Raw genomic sequence first — 17682 nt, 5'->3', positions numbered from 1 at the left:
CACCTTCCGGGTCGGCTACTCCGGCTGGACGACCGTGGCGGCCCAGCGGGTGGATGGGGACGAGGCCGTCACCGTGGCGACGAAGCCGCCCTTCAGGCCGGTGCCGAGGGGGACGGTGATGCGCGCCGGGGTGCCGGACGGGCAGTCCAGGGTGAAGGGCGCGGGGTCCCGGTCCGGGTGGTTCTCCAGGTGGAAGACCACCTCGATGCTGCCGCCGCCCTCGCAGGCGAAGGTGGTGAAGCTGTCCAGCCAGGGCGCCAGCCCGCCCGAGACGAAGCCGCCGTTGCCGGTCTGCTCCTGTACCCAGATCAGGCCGTCCGGCCCCGGGTAGCCGATGAGTTCCTCGTCCGCGGCGGACTGGCCCGCCCCCACCGTCATCGCCAGCGCCGCGCCCACGGCTGCCAGGGTGACGGCCTTGCGGCCCTTGTTCGTGCGCGTGCGCGTGCGCTTCATGGTTCCCCCGTTGGTTCGCAGATCCGTTCGATCTCCGTCACGCTACTCCAACCCACCGACAGCGCCCCGGGGTTCGGGCGCGCCATCGGCCGGACCGCGTCGTGACGCCCGTCTTGCGGTAGATGTGCGGCAGGTGGGTGCCGACGGTGCGCGAAGGCCGGGGTGGTGGGGCCCTCCGTCACCCGGAATCCTGCTGACCGGGGCCGGCGGGCGGCGTGCCACGGGGGTGCGCGCCGCCCGTCGTCAGCCCGACTCCGACGCGGCCGGGACCGGTTCGCTCGTGCGGGTGAAGTGGCGCGGACCCTTGACCGACGCCCCGTCAGAAGCGGCGGGACCCGCTGGGCCGGACGGACCAGCCGTCGGATCCGAGGGCCCCGGAAGCGGGCCCGCGGACTCTGGACACTGGCCCCATGGCCTCCCGAACGCTGCTGCGCTGCCTGTTGGGCGCCGCCCTGCTGCTGCCCGTCGCGTCCCTGTCGCCCGCCGTCGCCGCCGACGGGCGGACCGTCGACTACCAGGGGCTGCGCCTGACCGTCCCCGCGGACTGGCGGATCCTCGACCTCGACCGCCACCCCGAGACCTGTCTGCGCCTGGACCTGCCCACGCTCTACCTCGGGCACGCCGGCACCCAGAGCGAGTGCGGCGGCCGGGCCGTCGCCCCCCGCGCCGACACCCTGCACCTGGAGCCGATCGACGGCGCCCCGCCGCGCGCCGACATCCCCACCCTCGCGGTGGCCGGCGGCCGGGCCCTGCCACCGGCCGAGGGCGACAGCAACGAGGTGCGGTACGCCCTGCGCCGCTCCGGGGTGATGGCCACGCTCTCGTACGGGGCCGCGCCGGACACCGTACGCGGCCTCCTGGCGCGGGCCGTCGAAGCCGGCCGGGCCCCGGGCGGGGGCGAGGGCGCTCCCGCCCGGCCGGGCCCCGCCGCCCCCGCCGTACCCGCGGTGGCGGCGGCGCCCCGCTCCGCCCAGGAGGCCTTCACCGGGCTGGGCTTCGACGCCTGCACCGCCCCGACCCAGCGTGCGATGGACAGCTGGCGGTCCGGATCCCCCTTCGGCGCGGTCGGCATCTACATCGGGGGCAAGGCCCGGGCCTGCGCCCAGCCGCAGCTGACGGCCGGCTGGATCCGGCGGCAGACCGCGGCGGGCTGGCACCTGATGCCGATCTGGGTGGGTCCCCAGCCCTGGCACAGCCCGAGCACCGGACTGTCGCCCGACCCCTCCGAGGCGAACGAGCAGGGCAAGGCCGCCGCCGACGGGGCGGCGGACGCGGCGCGCTCCCTCGGGCTGGCTCCCGGCACGATCCTGTACAACGACCTGGAGAACTACTCGGACCGCGCGACCTGGGACGCGCCGGCCGTCGCCTACCTCACCGCCTGGACGGTGCGGCTGCACGAGCGGGGCTTCCGCTCGGGGGCGTACGTGGCGGCCAGCTCCGGGGTGAAGGCGCTCAGCGCCCACTACCACCAGGCCCCGCAGGCCATGCCCGACGTGCTGTGGGGCGCCCAGTGGAACGGCGCGGCCTCCGTCGCCGACAAGGACCTGGGCCTGCCCGCGCGCACCGCGCAGTGGGCCGGGCCGCGCCGCGCCCACCAGTTCCGGGGCGACCACGACGCCTCGTACGGCGGGGTGACCCTCAACATCGACCGGAACTGGCTGGACGTCGACCCCGCCGCCCTCGGCCCGGCCGGCGGTCTCCCGCCGCTCAGCTAGCGGGCTGCCCGCCGGGCTGCCCGCCGGGCTGTTCGCCGGAGGGGCCGCCGCCGCCCGGCGGGTCCTCGCGCGGAGGCTCGTCGTCGTTGCCCCGGCGCAGGGTGCGGACGCCGCGCGCCGGGGTCCAGGACCGGACGACCAGGTCGTCGCCCTCCACGCCGATGTGGACGACCTCGGTCAGGTCGGCGTGGAAGAGGTGGAAGGGGTGGGGGCTCTCGGTCTCCTCCGCGTACCGGTGCAGTTCGGGCGGGTCGACCACCTCCACCGCCCGCCCGGAGATCCGTACGTCCCCGTCCGGCATCGTCTCCCCCTCGCCCGGGTTCGTGTGCAGGGCGAAACGCGGGTCGCGCTGGAGGTCCTTGGCCTTCAGGGAGCCGGGCATCATGCCGAGCCACAGCTCGCCGCCGCGGAAGTCGACGTTGAGCCCGGCCACCCGGGGGGAGCCGTCCTTGCGCAGGGTGGCGAGCACGTGGTGCGGGAACTGCGCGAAGCGGGCCCGGACGGCCGCCGCGAACTCCGGTTGGGCCTTTTCGAAGGCGGCCCAGTTGTTCGTCGTCATCCCTCCATCAAAGCGCCGCCCCCGACACCCGCCGGTCAGGCGCGCACGACGCCCGCGGACCGGGCCGCCGCCAGCCAGGAGGGGAACTCCCCGAGGAGCCGGTCGTACAGGTCGTCGTCGGCCACCGCGCGGGGGTCGGCTCCGGCGTGGAAGTAGCCCGCGTTGTCCACGACCCGCCGGGCCGGCACGGGCAGTTCGTCGAGCCGGCGCAGGAAGTCGAACTGGGTGCTGCGGGTGTTGCCGAAGCCGACGAACTGCCAGAACAGCGGGAGGCGGGCCGCCTTGCACAGGTACTCCTCCGCCGCCGGCTTGCTGGTCGGTCCGCCGTCGGTCTGGAAGACGACCAGGGCCGGATCCGTCGCCCCCGAGTCCAGGTAGTGGTCGATGACCGCCTCCATCGCCGCGTGGTAGGCCGTCTTCCCCATGTGGCCGAGGCCTTCGGCGATCGCGGTGACCCGCCCCTCGTGCGCGCTGAGGGTGATCTCCTCGACCGCGTCGACCTCGGTGGAGAAGAACACCACCGGCACCCGACCGTCGTCGTCCAGGTGCGCGGAGAGGCCCAGCACCCGGTCCGCGAGGGCCTGGACGCTGCCGTCCCGGTAGTACGGGCGCATGGAGCCGGAGTAGTCCAGGACCAGGTAGACCGCGGCCCGCCCGCCTTCCAGGCCGTGCTTGCGGAGCGAGATCCCGGCGCTCTTGTACAGGTTCACGAGTGCCGGAGCGGTCCTTTCGACCGTGCGGAGGTCCATCGCGCTGCCCGTCATGTGCCGAGCGTACGTCAGGGGGCCGGGGTGAATCCCAGGGTTGCGGCAAGGCGGGAGCGGTGGGTGGAGGGGGCGCCGAACAGTTGGGCGGAGCCGTGGGAACGCTTGAAGAAGGCGTGGGCCTCGTGCTCCCAGGTGATGCCGATGCCGCCGTGCAGCTGGATCATCTCGCCCGCGACGTACGCGTACGCCTGCGAGCAGGCCGACCGGGCGGCCGCGGCGAGTTCCGGCGGGGCTCCGGCGGAGGCCGCCGCGAGGGCGAGGGAACGGGAGGTCTCGACGGCGGTGTGCATGTCGGCGAGGCGGTGCTTGACCGCCTGGAAGGAGCCGATGGGGCGGCCGAACTGGCAGCGGTCCTTCGCGTGGCGGACCGTGACCTCCAGCGCCCGCCCGGCGGCGCCCGCCTGTTCGGCGGCCAGCGCGGTGCACGCCACGTCGCGGACCCGGGCGAGCACCGCGTCGCCGTGGGCGGCGAGCAGCCGGGCCGGGGTGCGGTCCAGGAGCACCTCCGCGAGGGGGCGGCTCGGATCCATGGTGGACCGTACGGTGAACCCGTCCGGCGGGGCGGTGAGTTCGTACAGGCCGAGTCGCCCGGTGTCCCGGTCCCGGGCGAACGCCAGCAGCAGGGAGGGCTCCACCGGGCCGGCCAGGACGTACCGCTTGGTCCCCGTGAGCAGCCAGTGGCCGCCGTCCGGCTCGGCCCGGGCGTGCAGGGCGGCCGCCTCCCAGCTGCCGCGCCCGCCGCCCCCGGCCGGTTCCTCGGCCCACGCCAGCGCCCCCACCGCGGACCCCTCCGCCAGCCCCGGCAGGTGCTCCGCGCAGGCCCGCCGGTCCCCGGCCGCGAGGAGGGCCCCCACGGTCAGCACCGCCGAACCCAGGTACGGTACGGGGCTCAGCGCGCGGCCCAGCTCCGCCATCACCACGGCGACCTCGGCGGCCCCGCAGCCCAGTCCGCCGTACTCCTGCGGCACCGCCAGCGCGGCCGCGCCGACCTGAGCCGTCAGCGGGACCCAGGCCGCGTGGCCGGGGTGCCGCGCGAGGACCGCCCGTACGGCGTCCCGCAGTTCCCGCTGCTCGGCGGTGGGCTCCAGGGTGATCACGCCGACTCCCCTCGCGCCGCGCGGCGCAGCCCGTTCTTCAGGAGCTTGCCGCCGGCGTTGCGCGGCAGCTCCGCCAGCACCGTGAACCGCCGGGGGACCTTGAAGTTGGCCAGCCGCTCCCGGGCCCAGGCGGTCAGCTCCTCGGCCGTGACCGGGGCGGTGGTGACGAGGAAGGCGACCCCGACCTCGCCGAGGCGTTCGTCCGGGGCGCCGACGACGGCGGCGTCGGCGACGGCGGGATGGGTCAGGAGCACGTTCTCCACCTCGGCCGGATAGGCGTTGAAGCCGCCGACCACGTACATGTCCTTCAGCCGGTCGGTGATGGCGAGGTAGCCGCGCCCGTCCAGGACCCCGACGTCCCCGGTGCGCAGCCAGCCGCCGGGCAGGATCGCCTCGGCGGTGGCCGCCGGGTCGTCCAGGTAGCCCGGGGTGACGTGGTAGCCGCGGACCTGCACCTCGCCGGGCTCCCCGGCGGGCAGCACCTCGCCGAGGGGGCCCGCGATGCGGACCTCGGTGCCGGGCAGGGGCCGGCCGACGGTGTGCGCGACGGTCAGGGCGTCGGCGTCGGTGGGGCAGACGGAGACGACGCCGCCGGACTCGGTCAGCCCGTACGCGGTGAACACCTCGGGCGCGCCCAGTTCGCCGCGGATCTCCTCGACGAGGGAGGCGGGCACGGAGGCGGCGCCGGTACCGGCGAGGCGCAGCGCGGAGAGGTCGTGGGCGGCCCGGGCGGGGTGGCGGACCAGGCCGTGGAAGACGGTCGGCGGGCCCATCAGGCAGGTGACCCGCTCGGCGGCCATGCGGGCCAGGACGCGGTCGGTGTCGTAACGGGCCTCGGGGAGCATGGTGGCCCCGCGCAGCAGGCAGGCGAGGACCCCGGCTTTGTATCCGAAGGTGTGGAAGAAGGGGTTGACCAGCAGGCAGCGGTCGCCGGGGCGCAGCGTGACCAGCTCCGACCAGGAGGCGTAGAGGCGGACGCCCTGGCCGTGGGTGGCCATCACGCCCTTGGGGCGGCCGGTGGTGCCGGAGGTGTACAGGAGGTCGCTGAGGTCTTCGGGGCGTACGAGAGAGGCGCGGGCGGCCCGTTCGGTTTCGGGGACGGCCTCCCCGGCGGCGAGGTAGGCCTCGTAGGACTCGGGTCCGCTGCCGCCGCGCAGGAGCACGGTGGAGGCGAGCGCGCCGAGGTCCTCGCCGGAGGCGTGCAGGTCGCGGGCGTAGTCGGTGCCGAGGAAGCCGCGTTCGGTGAACAGCACGCGGGCGCCGCTGCGGCGGATGACGTCGGCGGCCTCGGCGGGCTTGTAGCGGGTGTTGACCGGTACGAGGACGGCGCCGACGCCGACCGCGCCGAGGGCGGCGGTGATCCACTGGCGGCTGTTGGGGGCCCAGACGGCGACCCGGTCGCCGGGGCGGATGCCGTGGGCGAGGGCGGCCCGGGAGGCGGCGGCGATCTCGGCGGCCAGCCGGGCGAAGCTCCAGCGGACCTCCCCGTCGGCCAGTGCCTCGCGGTCCCCGAACGCGGCGGCGGCGTACGCGGGGAGCAGGGCGAGGGTGGCGGGCAGCGGGGGCGCCTTGGGCGTCAACCACGGTGCGGGCGGGGGCACTTGCGGGGTCTGGCGGGGGCTGGTCACGAACCCTCCCTACTTGACGAGCGAGCGTGGGCGGTATCCAATCACAGGTGTTTCGGTTAGGCATATACCTAGTAGGAATAACCTTCTCCGGAGGCCCCTCGTGTCGACCCCCGCCACCCCTTCCATCCCGCCTGCCGCGCCCGTCCCGCCCGGGGCGGACCTGAAGGCGGTGCTGTCCAGCTTCTGCACGGGCGTCGCCGTCATCACGGCGTGCGGAAGCGACGGCCGTCCCGCCGGGATGGCCGTGCAGTCCTTCTCCTCGGTGTCCCTCGATCCGCCGCTGGTCTGCTTCTGCCCGGCCCGCACCTCGGCCACCTGGCCGCGGATCCGCGCCGCGGGCGCCTTCGCCGTCAACATCCTGGCGGCGGACCAGGAGGAGCTGTGCCGCCGGTTCGCGGTCACGGGCGGCGACAAGTTCGCCGGCGTGCCCTGGCGGCCGGGCGCGGGCGGCGCACCCCTGCTCGACGGGGTCCTCGCGACCGTGGAATGCGCCCTGGAGGACGTACTGGACGGCGGCGACCACCTCATCGCCCTCGGCCGGGTCACCGCGCCGGCGGCGCGCCGCGACGGCGCGCCGCTGCTCTACTTCCGGCGCTCCTACGGCTGCTTGCCGCGCTCCGCCGACAGGGCCTCGATGTCCTCCAGCATGGCCGCCGCGAGGTCGCGCTCGGAGGCGTAGTACCGCTCGGCCCACTTGAGGGTGAGCGCGGGGTACGCCCACGCCGCCTCGTCCTTCGCGCCCTCGGTGTCGGCCACCGCCCGGCGGCGCATCTTCTCCGCGAACTCCTGGTGCCCGGCCAGCACTTCGCGCATCTGCTCCGGCTCCAGCAGGTGGCCCAGCCACAGTCGCAGCATCGGCCCGTGCTTGAGCACCGGCGGGTCGACCGGCGCCTCGCGCGCCCATTCCCGTACGGCCGCCGTGCCCTCGTCGGTGATCCGGTAGACGCGCTTGTCGCGGGTCCCGGTGTCCTGGGCGATCATCCGCGAGGTGGCGTAGCCGGCCTTCTCCAGGCGCTTGAGCTCGCTGTAGATCTGGCTGAAGGACGGGCTCCAGTAGAAGAAGCGCAGGGACCAGTCCGACCACTTCTTCAGGTCGTAGCCGGACAGTTCCTCGCCGAAGGAGAGCAGGCCGAGCACCGCCCAGCTGGTCGCGGGGAGCGCTCGCTTGTTCGTCTCGTCTGCCACGCAGCGCAGTCTACGACCGCTCCCGCCGGCGCCCTTCCCTCCAAGGTGTATGACTGCTAGAAGTATTCCTATTAGAAATACATCCTGGGAACGCCTGCCGCGGGAAGCACGCGCGCGGGCCACCGGACGGAGGAACCTCACCGTGAAGTTCTCGATGATCTTCGAGGCGCAGCTCGTCGACCCCACCCCCGCACGCGAACGCCAGGTCATCCACGACTGCGTCGAACAGGCCGTCTTCGCCGAGGAGATGGGCTTCGACCGGATCTGGGCCGTCGAGCACCACGCGCTGACCCAGTACGCGCACATGAGCGCCTCCGAGATCTTCCTGACCTGGGTCGCCGCCCGCACGCACAAGATCCGCATCGGCCACGGCGTGGTCACCATGCCGTTCGGCTACCAGCACCCCGTGCGCGTCGCCGAGCGGGCCGCCATGCTCGACGTCCTCTCCGGGGGCCGCGTCGACATCGGCGCCGGGCGCGGGGCCACCCGCCAGGAGATGTCCATGTACGGGGTGCGCCCCGAGGACACCTACCCGCAGATGGAGGAGGCGCTGCGGATCTTCTCCGCCGCCTGGCGGGAGCCGGAGTTCGAGTGGCACGGCTCCCTTGACATCGGTCCCGGGGCGGTCCTGCCCCGGCCCGTGCAGGACCCGCACCCGCCCCTGTTCATGGCCTGCTCCAAGCACGACACCCTCAAGCTGGCCGCCGAACTGGGCATCGGAGCCCTGGTGATGGGCTTCGCCGGCGCCGACGACGTACGGGCCATGCGCAAGGTCTACGACGAGGCCGTCGCCGGCCGCAGCGGCGAGCGCCTCGTGTCGAGCGAGGTCAACGACCACCTCTCCGCCCTCTGCCCGACCATCGTCCTGGACGACGCCGAACGGGCCCTGCGCCTGGGCACCCGGGGGCAGCGCTTCTTCGCCGAGTCCATCGCGCACTGGTACGGCAACGCGCCCGCGCCGACCGGATACTCCGAGGACGAGGACGCCGCCTCCCACGTCGCCGCCCTCGCCCAGGGCCGCGAGGAACTGGTCGCCCGGCTGCACGAGGCGAACATCCCGGCCCGTCCCGTCGACACCGGTACCTACAACGCGGAGCACGCGTACGGCAGCGCCGACACGGCCATCGCCTACGTGGAACAGCTCCGCCAGATCGGCGTCGACGAGGTGATGTGCCTGATCCAGATGGGCACCGTGCCGCAGGAGGCCTGCATGGAGACCATCCGGCAGTGGGGCGAGAAGGTCATCCCGCACTTCCGCACCCTGGAACTGGAGGGCTGAGCCGTGATCACCCTCGACGGGAAGGTCGTCGTCATCACCGGGGCCGGGCGCGGCCAGGGCGCGGCGGAAGCCCGGCTGTGCGCGGAGGCGGGGGCACGGGTCGTCGTCACCGACGTCCGGGAGGAGGAGGGCCGCGCGGTCGCCGCCGAGCTCGGCGCGCAGGGCCTCTACGTCCACCACGACGTGACCGAGGCCGCCGGCTGGGCCCGGGTGACCGAGGCGGCCGTCGCGGCCTTCGGCACCGTCTCGGCACTGGTCAACAACGCCGCCCTGTGGCGCACCGCGCACGTCGAGCAGCAGAGCGCGGAGGGCTTCGAGGCCCTGCTGCGGGTCAACCTGCTGGGCCCCTTCCTCGGCATCCAGGCGGTGGCCCCGCTGCTGCGGGCCGCCGGCGGCGGCTCGGTCGTCAACATCTCCTCCACGGCCGGGCTCGTCGGGATCCGCGGTCACGCCGCCTACGGATCCACCAAGTTCGCCCTGCGCGGGCTGACCCGCTCGGCGGCGCTCGACCTCGCCGGGGACGGGATCCGGGTCAATTCCGTGCACCCGGGCGCCATCGACACCCCGATGGTGGCCGAGGCCGTCGCCGGCCGGGACTGGTCGCACGTACCGCTGGGACGCATGGGCCGGCCGCGGGAGGTCGGCGAGCTGGTGGTGTTCCTGTGCTCGGACGCCTCCTCCTACGTGACCGGCACCGAGTTCGCGGTCGACGGGGGGATGACGGCCGGATGACCCGGGACTCCCTGTCGCCCGCCGCCCGGCTGCTGTGCGACGCGATGACGGCCGGCTTCCCCGGCCCCGGGGACGTGGCGGCCCTGCGGGCGGCGGCCGTACCCGGCCCGCCGGGCCCGGACGTGGCCTCCGTACGGGACACCCTCGCCGGGGGCGTCCCGGTCAGGGTCTACGACCCCGCGCCCGGAGCCGCGGGCCGGCCGCTGGCCGTGTACCTCCACGGCGGCGGCTGGGTGATGTGCGGGCTGGACACCCACGACCGGCTCTGCCGCGAACTGGCCGCCGCCTCCGGGGCGGTGATCGTCTCCGCCGGCTACCGGCTGGCCCCGGAACACCCCTGGCCGGCGGCCCCCGACGACGCGCTGAACGTGCTGCTCTGGGCGCGCGCCCGGGCGGCGTCCCTCGGCTGCGACCCGGGACGGGTGGTGGTCGCGGGGGACTCCAGCGGCGCCAACCTCGCGGCCGTCACCGCGCTGCGGGCACCGGAACTCGTCGCCGGACAGCTGCTGGTGTACCCGCCGCTGGACGCCTCGATGGGCTCCGAGTCCGTGACCGCGTACGGGCGCGGCCACTTCCACACCGCCGCGCACATGGCCTGGTACTGGGACCAGTACGGCGGCGACCCCGCCCACCCGCACGTGTCCCCGCTGCGCGCCCCCGACCTGTCCGGGCTGCCGCGCACGCTGATCGTCCTCGCCGACTGCGACCTGCTGCGGGACGAGGGGCTGGCGTACGGGCGCCGGCTGGGGGAGGCGGGCGTGGACTGCGAGGTCCGGCTCTACCCGGGGGTCTTCCACGGCTTCCTGGGCCTGCCGCTGCCGGCCGGCGCGGCGGCGCGGACGGGGGCGGCGGCCTGGCTCGCGGCGACACCGTAGCGGGGACGGCCGGGCGGGGGCGGGCGCGGGCCGGCGGAGCTGCGGCGGGAGGGCTCCGGCATGATGTGTCCATGCCTGGTTTCCTCCTGCGCACCTGCCTGCTCCTCGCCGTGGAGACCGGGGCCGCCCTGCTGCTGGCCGAAGCCGGGGCGCCCTGGATCCCCGTCCTGCTGGCGGTGTTCGTCGCCGGGTCCGCCGTACCGCACGGAACCCGGGGGGAGTTCACCGCCCGCTTCCTGGTCGCCCTCGTCGCGGTGGGGGCGGCCCGCCTCGGCGCCGACGCGTGGGAGGGCCACGGCGGCCCGGGCGAACCGGTGGCCGCCTGGGCCGGGCTCGGGGCGCTGCTGCTGCTCCAGACCGTGACCCTGCTGCGGCTCACGGCCCGGGCGGACCGCCGACCGCGCCGCTGAGGGCCCGCGCGGACCGGCGCCCCCGCCACGACGAGCCCGCCCCGGCCGCCGTCCCCGCCGCCGAAACCCGCTCGCGGCCCGCGCCCGTGACCGCGTAGGTTCGCCGGCATGTCCGTCCCCACCGCACCCACCACCACCCTCTGGCGCCCCACCGGCCCGACCGAGCTCGACCTGGTCCGCGCCCTCGACTGGCGCGCCTGGCCGCCCCGGCTGCCGGAGCAGCCGATCTTCTACCCGGTGCTGAACGAGGACTACGCGAACCGCATCGCCCGCGACTGGAACGTCAAGCACAGCGGCGTCGGCTACGTGACCCGCTTCGAGGTGGACTCCGCCTTCCTGGAGCGCTACCCGGTCCGGCAGGCGGGCGGCGAGACGATCCTGGAACTGTGGGTCCCGGCCGGGGAACTCCCCGAGTTCAACGCGCACATCGTCGGCCGCATCGAGGTCGTCGGCGAGTTCCGCTGAACCGCCGCCCGCCGGACCGGCCGCCCGGGCGAAATGGGCTGGTCGGGGGGCGGGGCATCGCCCACCATGGGCGCATGACCACACGCGCCCGCTCGTTCGACAGCGCCGCCGCCCTGTACGCGGCGCACCGCCCCGGCTACCCCGACGCGCTGTACGACGCAGTCGAGGAGCTGTCCGGCAGACCGCTCGCCGGGGCCCGCGTGGCCGACGTGGGCGCGGGGACCGGCCTGGGGACCGGGCCGATGCGGGCGCGCGGGGCGCGGGTGGTCGCCGTGGAGCCCGGCGACGGGATGGCCGCCGAGTTCCGGCGGGCCCATCCGGCGGTCCCGGTCGTCCGCGGGGACGGCGACCGGCTGCCCCTGGCCACCGGCGCCTTCGACCTCGTCACCTACGCGCAGGCCTGGCACTGGACCGACCCCGCCCGCGCCGTCCCCGAGGCCCGGCGCGTGCTGCGCCCCGGCGGCGCGCTCGCGATCTGGTGGAACGACAGCGACGCGGCCGTCCCCTGGGTCGCCGAACAGGGCGCCCGCATCCACGCGTTCTTCGCCGCCGACGGCGCCACCCACTTCCGCACCCTCCCGCAGGGCATCGCGTCCGGGTTCGCCACCCGGACGGTCGCCTGGTCGCGGCGCATCCCCCTCGACGCGCACCTCGCCAACCTCTCCAGCCACTCCGCCTTCCTCCTCCTCGGCGAGGAGGGCACGCGCGCCTTCATGGACGCCGAACGCGCCCGGCTGGAGCGCCTCTTCCCGGACGGCACGGTCGAGGAGCCCTACGTGGTCTCCCTCCACGTGGCCCTCCTCTGACGCGGAGCCGGGACCGCGGCGGGACCGCGCAGGCTCCCGTACGCGGGCCCTGTCCGCCGCGCGGGCCGCGGCCCCGGACGCCGCCGGCCCCGCCGGCGGCACCGTTGTTCGGAGCTACCGCGCCCCCGCCCGGAGCACCTCCGCCCGGCACGCCGCCGGGGTTCCCCACGCGTCGCGCAGCGGGCGGGCCTTGCGCAGCCACAGCGACAGGTCCAGCTCCTGCGTGTAGCCGACCGCGCCGTGCACCTGGAGCGCCGTCAGCGCCGCCCCGTACGCCGCCTCCCCGGCCGTCAGCTTCGCCGCCGCGACCTCGCCCGGCGCCAGGGACAGCGCCGCCGCCCACAGCAGCGGCCGGGCGAACTCCAGTGCCAGCAGGGTGTCCGCCAGCCGGTGCTTCACCGCCTGGAAGCCGCCGATCGGCGTCCCGAACTGGCTGCGCCGCTTCGCGTACTCCACCGTGCTCGCCAGCAGGGCCTCGCCGAGGCCCAGGCACTGGGCGGCCGTCAGCAGCCGCGCCCAGCGCAGCGCCTCCCCGGCCGCCGCGGTCACGGCCGGGCCCGCCGCGAGGAGTTCGCCCCCGCCCGCCGGTGCCGAGAGCCGGCGGGCCGGATCGAGGGAGGCCAGCGGCTCGCCGGGGCCCTCCGCGAGGCGCAGTTCGCCGCCCTCGGACACGGTGAAGCGGTGGGCGGCCGCGTCCGCGTCCAGGGCGTACGGGGACCCGCCCGGCAGGGTCAGCGTGGCCAGGTCCCCGCCCGAGAGCAGCCCCGGCAGGAAGCGCTTCGCCGGGCCTTCGTCGCCCAGGTGCGCGAGCAGCACCGACGCGGCGGCCGTCTCCACGACCGGCCCCGCCACCCCGGCCCGCCCCAGCTCGACGAAACCCAGGGCCAGTTCCACCGGCAGTGGGCCCAGCCCCTCGTACGCCTCCCCCGCGGCCAGCGCGAACAGGCCGGTGTCCGCGAGCCGCGACCACAGGGCCCGGCCCGGCGCGTGGTCCCCGGCCGCCCAGGCCCGTACCGTCCCCGGGACGGCGGCGGCGCCGAGCAGGGAACGCAGCGTACGGGCGAAGTCCGACTGCTCGTCGGTCGGCAGGAAGCGCATCAGCGGCGGCCCTTCGGGAGGCCGAGCAGCCGCTCGGCGATGATGTCGCGCTGGATCTCGTTCGAGCCCGCGTAGATCGGCCCGGCCAGCGAGAACAGCCACGGCTCGGCCCACGCGCCGTCCGCCAGCTCCGCGTCCGCCCCCAGCAGGTCCAGGGCGCACTCGTGCAGGGCGATGTCGTACTGGGACCAGAACACCTTGTTCAGGCTGGACTCGGCGCCGATCGCGTGGCCCTGCGCGAACCGGGAGGCGTGGGTCCAGGTGAACAGCTCGTAGGCGCGCGCCCCGACCACCGCGTCCGCGACCCGGTCGCGCAGCGCCGTGTCGGCGGGGTTTCCCGCCTCCTCCCACAGGGCCACCAGCCGTCCGGCCGCCGCGAGGAACCGGCCGGGGGAGCGCAGGGTCAGCCCGCGCTCGTTGCCGGTGGTCGACATCGCGATCCGCCAGCCCTGCCCCGGCTCCCCGATGACGTCCTCGTCCGGTACGAAGACCCGGTCGAGGAAGAGCTCCGCGAAGGCGGGCTTCCCGTCGAGCCGTCCGATGGGCCGCACCGTCACGCCCGGCGCCCGCAGGTCGAACATCAGGTACGTCAGCCCCTGGTGCGGCTTCGGGGCGTCCGGGTCCGTACGGAAGATCCCGAAGGCCCGGTCCGCGAACGCGGCCCGCGAGGACCAGGTCTTCTGCCCGGACAGCAGCCAGCCGCCCTCCGTGCGCTCGGCGCGCGAGCGCAGCGAGGCCAGGTCGGAACCGGACTCCGGCTCCGACCAGGCCTGCGCCCAGATCACCTCGCCGCTCGCCATGGACGGCAGCACCCGGGCCCGCTGCGCGGGGCTCGCGTGGTCGAAGAGGGTCGGGGCCAGCAGGCTGATGCCGTTCTGCGAGACCCGGCCGGGCGCGCCGGCCGCCCAGTACTCCTCCTCGAAGACCAGCCACCGCTCGATGTCCGCGCCCCGGCCCCCGTACTCCTCGGGCCAGGACACCACCGACCAGCGGTCCGCGTGCAGGAGCGCCTCCCATTCCCGGTGCGCCGCGAAGCCCTCCTCCGTCTCCAGGGAGGGCAGGGGCCGGGCGGGCACGTGCGCGCGGAGCCAGGAGCGGGCCCCGGCCCGGAAGGCCGCCACGTCCGCCGAGTGGTCGAGGTCCATCAGCCGTTCGCCTCCTTCATGGCGGCCACGTTCATGCCGCCGAGCGAGTCCGCCGCCGTCTCGGCGTTGTGGGAGTGCGCCAGGTGGTGCAGCCCGAACACCGAGTCCATGCCGGCGTGCAGGCCCTGGAGGTCCTCGGCCTGGTTGACGGCCCGTTTCGTCAGGGCCAGTCCGAAGGCGGGCATCTGCGCGATCCGCAGGGCCAGCCGGCCGGTCTCGGCCTCCAGCTCCGTCCGGTCGACGACCCGGTTGACCATGCCGATCTCGTACGCGCGCCGGGCGGGCATCCGGTCGCCGGTGTACAGGAACTCCTTCGCGATCCGCGGCGGCATCGCCCACGGGTGCGCGAAGTACTCGACGCCGGGGATGCCCATGCGCACCACCGGGTCCGCGAAGAAGGCGTCCTCGCTCGCCACGATCAGGTCGCACACCCAGGCCAGCATCAGCCCGCCCGCCACGCAGGCCCCCTGGACGGAGGCGATCACCGGCTTGGGCAGTTCCCGCCAGCGCCGGCACATCCCCAGGTACACCTCCGACTCCCGGGCGAAGCGGGACTCCGCGCCGGGCCGGGTGCTGTGGTCCCACCACAGTCCGGCCCGCCGCTCGAAGGGCAGGTGGGCGTCGCGGCCGGGGGTGCCGATGTCGTGGCCCGCGGAGAAGTGCCCGCCCGCCCCGGCCAGGACGACCGTCTTGACGGCGGGGTCGTCGGCGGCCCGGTAGAAGGCGTCGTCCAGGGCGTAGGTCATCGCGCTGTTCTGGGCGTTGCGGTAGCGGGGGCGGTTCATGGTCACGTACGCGACCGGGCCGCGGCGCTCGTAGAGCACCGGCGTTCCGGAGTCGTCAGCGGGCATACCGGCATCCTTCCCTAACAAGTGTTTGGTAGGTTAACGTACGGCCATGAGCAGCGTCGAGGAGTTCCGCACCGAGGTGCGGAGTTGGCTCCGCACCCACCTCACCGGGGAGTTCGCCGCCCTCAAGGGGCGCGGCGGACCCGGCCGCGAGCACGAGGCCTTCGCCGAACGCCTCGCCTGGGAACGGCACATGGCCGCCCACGGCTGGACCTGCCTCGGCTGGCCCACCGCCCACGGCGGCCGCGGCGCGAGCACCGGGGAGCAGCTCGCCTTCCACGAGGAGTACGCCCTCGCCGACGCCCCCGCCCGCGTCAACCACATCGGCGAACAGCTCCTCGGCCCGACCCTCATCGCCCACGGCACCGACGAGCAGCGCCGCCGCTTCCTGCCGCCGATCCGCGCCGTGGAGGAACTGTGGTGCCAGGGCTACAGCGAACCCGGCGCCGGCTCCGACCTCGCGGGCGTCCGCACCCGCGCCGCGCTCCGGGACGGCTCGTGGGTCGTGGACGGGCAGAAGACCTGGACCTCCCTCGCCCACCAGGCCCAGTGGTGCTTCGTCCTCGCCCGCACCGAACCGGGCTCCCGCCGCCACGCCGGCCTGTCCTACCTCCTGGTCCCCATGGACCAGCCCGGCGTCGAGGTGCGGCCCATCACCCAGCTCACCGGCACCTCCGAGTTCAACGAGGTCTTCTTCGACGGCGCCCGCACCGACGCCTCCCACGTCGTCGGCGCCCCCGGCGAGGGCTGGGCGGTCGCCATGGCCACCCTCGGCTACGAACGCGGCGTCTCCACCCTCGGCCAGCAGGTCGGCTTCCGCCGCGAACTCGAAGCCCTCGCCGACCTCGCCCGGCGCAACGGAGCCCTCACCGACCCGCTGATCCGCGACCGCCTCGTCCAGGCCTGGATCGGACTGGAAACCATGCGCGCCACCGCCCTGCGGCCCGGCACCGCCCCCTCCACCGCCAAGCTGTTCCGGGCCCGCTGGCACCGCGACCTCGGCGAGCTCGCCATGGACGTCTGCGGAGCCGCCTCGCTCGTCGCCGCCGGCGTGCACGGGGACCCGTACGACCTCGACGACCACCAGCGGCTCTTCCTCTTCTCCCGCGCCGACACCATCTACGCCGGCTCCGACGAGATCCAGCGCAACCTCATCGCCGAGCGGATCCTCGGCCTTCCCAAGGAGGTACGGGCATGACCGCTCCCCGGTACGAGGCCCCCCACGCGCTGCTGCGAGAGCGCACCGCCGTCATCACCGCCGCCGCCGGAGCCGGCATCGGCGGCGCCACCGCCCGCCGCTTCCTGGAGGAGGGCGCCCGCGTCCTCGTCAGCGACGCCCACGCCCGCCGCCTGAAGGAGACCGAGGACGCGCTCGCCGCCGAGTTCGGACCCGGACGCGTCACCTCCCTCCCCTGCGACGTCACCGACGAGGACCAGGTCCGCGCCCTGTTCGCCCTCGCCGAGGAGACCCACGGCGGCCTCGACGTCGTCGTCAACAACGCCGGCCTCGGCGGCACCGCCGACCTCGTCGACATGACCGACGACCAGTGGGGCCGCGTCCTCGACGTCACCCTGAACGGCACCTTCCGCTGCACCCGCGCCGCCCTGCGCTCCTTCAGGGCCGCCGGCCGCGGCGGCGTCGTCGTCAACAACGCCTCCGTCATCGGCTGGCGCGCCCAGCGCGGCCAGGCCCACTACGCCGCCGCCAAGGCCGGGGTGATGGCCCTGACCCGCTGCGCCGCCCTGGAGGCCGCCGAGTACGGCGTACGGATCAACGCGGTCGCCCCCAGCCTGGCCATGCACCCGCACCTGGTGAAGGTCACCAGTGAGGAACTGCTCACCGAGCTCACCGCCCGCGAGGCCTTCGGCCGGTACGCCGAGCCCTGGGAGATCGCCAACGTCATCGTCTTCCTGGCCAGCGGCTACTCGTCGTACATGACGGGCGAGACGGTGTCGGTCAGCAGCCAGCACGCGTAGGCCGAGAATGGGCCCGTGCCAACGAACAAGAAGAAGACGCAGGTGACGGCGTCCCCCGAACGCCGCCGCGAACTCCTCGACACCGCCGCCGAGGTCTTCGCCGCGCAGGGCTACAACGCCACCACCGTCCGGAAGATCGCCGACGCCGCCGGCATGCTCGCCGGCAGCCTCTACTACCACTTCGATTCCAAGGAATCGATGCTCGACGAGATCCTCTCGGCCTTCCTGAACGAACTGTGGCAGGGCTACGACACCGTCCTCGCCGCGGGCCTCGGCCCCAGGGAGACCATCGAGGCCCTCGTCACCGAGTCCTTCCGCGAGATCGACCGGCACCGCGCCGCCGTCGCCATCTACCAGAAGGAATCGCGCACCCTCTCCGCCCAGCCCCGCTTCCACTACCTCTCCGACTCGCAGCAGAAGTTCGAGAAGGCCTGGCTCGGGACGCTGGAGCGCGGGGTCGCGGACCGGGTCTTCCGCGCCGACCTCGACATCCGCCTCACCTACCGCTTCGTCCGCGACACGGTGTGGGTCGCGGCGTCCTGGTACCGGCCCGGAGGACAGCACAGCCCCGAGGAGATCGCCCGCCAGTACCTGTCGATGGTGCTCGACGGGATCGCCCTGCGTACCTGACCCCAACAGAGGA

The 17682-nt window shown here is 74.8% G+C and carries 20 protein-coding genes; 11 read left to right on the top strand and 9 right to left on the bottom strand.

Translation table 11 applies throughout. The features are described 5' to 3' along the window. Positions 1-15: 15 nt before the first annotated feature. Entirely contained in the window at positions 16-453 is a 438-nt protein-coding gene (locus AC07B0_RS26110) for a hypothetical protein (RefSeq protein WP_356882733.1), read from the bottom strand. A 410-nt stretch (positions 454-863) separates the two neighbouring features. Here AC07B0_RS26110 and AC07B0_RS26105 point away from each other — a divergent pair, with 410 nt between their 5' ends. Then, on the top strand, positions 864-2168 hold the full coding sequence (locus tag AC07B0_RS26105) for a DUF1906 domain-containing protein (RefSeq protein WP_469380087.1): 1305 nt from the start codon (positions 864-866) through the stop codon (positions 2166-2168). Here the strand turns inward: AC07B0_RS26105 and AC07B0_RS26100 are convergent. Genes AC07B0_RS26100 through AC07B0_RS26085 form a run of 4 tightly spaced genes read right to left on the bottom strand, consistent with a single transcriptional unit; the run spans position 2161 to position 6219 of the window. Further along, positions 2161-2727: a pyridoxamine 5'-phosphate oxidase family protein gene (locus tag AC07B0_RS26100; RefSeq protein WP_469380090.1), complete on the bottom strand. Its 567-nt coding sequence runs from the start codon at positions 2725-2727 to the stop codon at positions 2161-2163. The genes AC07B0_RS26105 and AC07B0_RS26100 overlap by 8 nt on opposite strands. Before the next feature lie 35 nt (positions 2728-2762). Continuing rightward, positions 2763-3491 (bottom strand): VWA domain-containing protein, encoded by a 729-nt coding sequence (locus AC07B0_RS26095; protein ID WP_478899033.1) that lies wholly within the window; start codon positions 3489-3491, stop codon positions 2763-2765. A 14-nt stretch (positions 3492-3505) separates the two neighbouring features. Then, positions 3506-4591, bottom strand: coding sequence for an acyl-CoA dehydrogenase family protein (locus tag AC07B0_RS26090; protein WP_478899032.1), 1086 nt, complete (start codon positions 4589-4591; stop codon positions 3506-3508). Beyond that, positions 4588-6219, bottom strand: coding sequence for a FadD3 family acyl-CoA ligase (locus AC07B0_RS26085; RefSeq protein ID WP_478899031.1), 1632 nt, complete (start codon positions 6217-6219; stop codon positions 4588-4590). Before AC07B0_RS26085 ends, AC07B0_RS26090 begins: the two co-directional genes overlap by 4 nt. A gap of 100 nt (positions 6220-6319) precedes the next feature. On the opposite strand from AC07B0_RS26085, the gene AC07B0_RS26080 reads away from it, so the two are divergent. Then, positions 6320-6898: a flavin reductase family protein gene (locus AC07B0_RS26080; protein ID WP_356882721.1), complete on the top strand. Its 579-nt coding sequence runs from the start codon at positions 6320-6322 to the stop codon at positions 6896-6898. Here AC07B0_RS26080 and AC07B0_RS26075 read toward each other — a convergent pair. Then, entirely contained in the window at positions 6817-7404 is a 588-nt protein-coding gene (locus AC07B0_RS26075; RefSeq protein ID WP_356882719.1) for a PadR family transcriptional regulator, read from the bottom strand. The two genes, AC07B0_RS26080 and AC07B0_RS26075, sit on opposite strands and share 82 nt — an antisense overlap. 142 nt (positions 7405-7546) lie before the next feature. Here AC07B0_RS26075 and AC07B0_RS26070 point away from each other — a divergent pair, with 142 nt between their 5' ends. From AC07B0_RS26070 to AC07B0_RS26045, 6 genes are all read left to right on the top strand, one after another. Further along, a complete protein-coding gene (locus AC07B0_RS26070; RefSeq protein ID WP_469380100.1) occupies positions 7547-8683 on the top strand; it encodes an LLM class flavin-dependent oxidoreductase in 1137 nt (378 codons plus the stop codon). 3 nt (positions 8684-8686) lie between these two features. Further along, complete coding sequence (locus AC07B0_RS26065; RefSeq protein WP_356882715.1) at positions 8687-9415, top strand: SDR family NAD(P)-dependent oxidoreductase; 729 nt, start codon at positions 8687-8689, stop codon at positions 9413-9415. After that, positions 9412-10290, top strand: coding sequence for an alpha/beta hydrolase (locus AC07B0_RS26060; protein WP_478899030.1), 879 nt, complete (start codon positions 9412-9414; stop codon positions 10288-10290). Before AC07B0_RS26065 ends, AC07B0_RS26060 begins: the two co-directional genes overlap by 4 nt. 71 nt (positions 10291-10361) lie before the next feature. Beyond that, on the top strand, positions 10362-10700 hold the full coding sequence (locus AC07B0_RS26055; RefSeq protein WP_469380105.1) for a hypothetical protein: 339 nt from the start codon (positions 10362-10364) through the stop codon (positions 10698-10700). A gap of 108 nt (positions 10701-10808) precedes the next feature. Then, complete coding sequence (locus AC07B0_RS26050; RefSeq protein ID WP_356882709.1) at positions 10809-11165, top strand: hypothetical protein; 357 nt, start codon at positions 10809-10811, stop codon at positions 11163-11165. A gap of 74 nt (positions 11166-11239) precedes the next feature. After that, the gene (locus AC07B0_RS26045) at positions 11240-11971 is read left to right on the top strand and encodes a class I SAM-dependent methyltransferase (RefSeq protein WP_478899029.1); all 732 of its coding nucleotides are present in this window, start codon (positions 11240-11242) and stop codon (positions 11969-11971) included. 114 nt (positions 11972-12085) lie between these two features. On the opposite strand, the gene AC07B0_RS26040 is transcribed toward AC07B0_RS26045, so the two are convergent. From AC07B0_RS26040 to AC07B0_RS26030, 3 genes are read right to left on the bottom strand one after another with little or no spacing between them, the layout of a single operon-like run. Beyond that, a complete protein-coding gene (locus tag AC07B0_RS26040; RefSeq protein ID WP_478899028.1) occupies positions 12086-13069 on the bottom strand; it encodes an acyl-CoA dehydrogenase family protein in 984 nt (327 codons plus the stop codon). Then, the gene (locus AC07B0_RS26035) at positions 13069-14214 is read right to left on the bottom strand and encodes an acyl-CoA dehydrogenase family protein (RefSeq protein ID WP_478899027.1); all 1146 of its coding nucleotides are present in this window, start codon (positions 14212-14214) and stop codon (positions 13069-13071) included. The genes AC07B0_RS26040 and AC07B0_RS26035 overlap by 1 nt, the downstream gene beginning before the upstream one ends. Next, on the bottom strand, positions 14214-15065 hold the full coding sequence (locus AC07B0_RS26030) for an enoyl-CoA hydratase (protein ID WP_469380115.1): 852 nt from the start codon (positions 15063-15065) through the stop codon (positions 14214-14216). The genes AC07B0_RS26035 and AC07B0_RS26030 overlap by 1 nt, the downstream gene beginning before the upstream one ends. Positions 15066-15111: 46 nt before the next feature. Here AC07B0_RS26030 and AC07B0_RS26025 point away from each other — a divergent pair, with 46 nt between their 5' ends. From AC07B0_RS26025 to AC07B0_RS26015, 3 genes are read left to right on the top strand one after another with little or no spacing between them, the layout of a single operon-like run. Further along, positions 15112-16260, top strand: coding sequence for an acyl-CoA dehydrogenase family protein (locus AC07B0_RS26025; protein ID WP_478899026.1), 1149 nt, complete (start codon positions 15112-15114; stop codon positions 16258-16260). Beyond that, complete coding sequence (locus AC07B0_RS26020; protein ID WP_356882697.1) at positions 16257-17039, top strand: SDR family oxidoreductase; 783 nt, start codon at positions 16257-16259, stop codon at positions 17037-17039. Before AC07B0_RS26025 ends, AC07B0_RS26020 begins: the two co-directional genes overlap by 4 nt. 15 nt (positions 17040-17054) lie before the next feature. Further along, complete coding sequence (locus AC07B0_RS26015; protein ID WP_356882695.1) at positions 17055-17669, top strand: TetR/AcrR family transcriptional regulator; 615 nt, start codon at positions 17055-17057, stop codon at positions 17667-17669. The last annotated feature ends 13 nt before the right edge of the window (positions 17670-17682 follow it).

Source organism: Streptomyces sp. NPDC044704, assembly GCF_056433525.1.
This window is presented reverse-complemented; position numbering and strand designations above follow the sequence as displayed.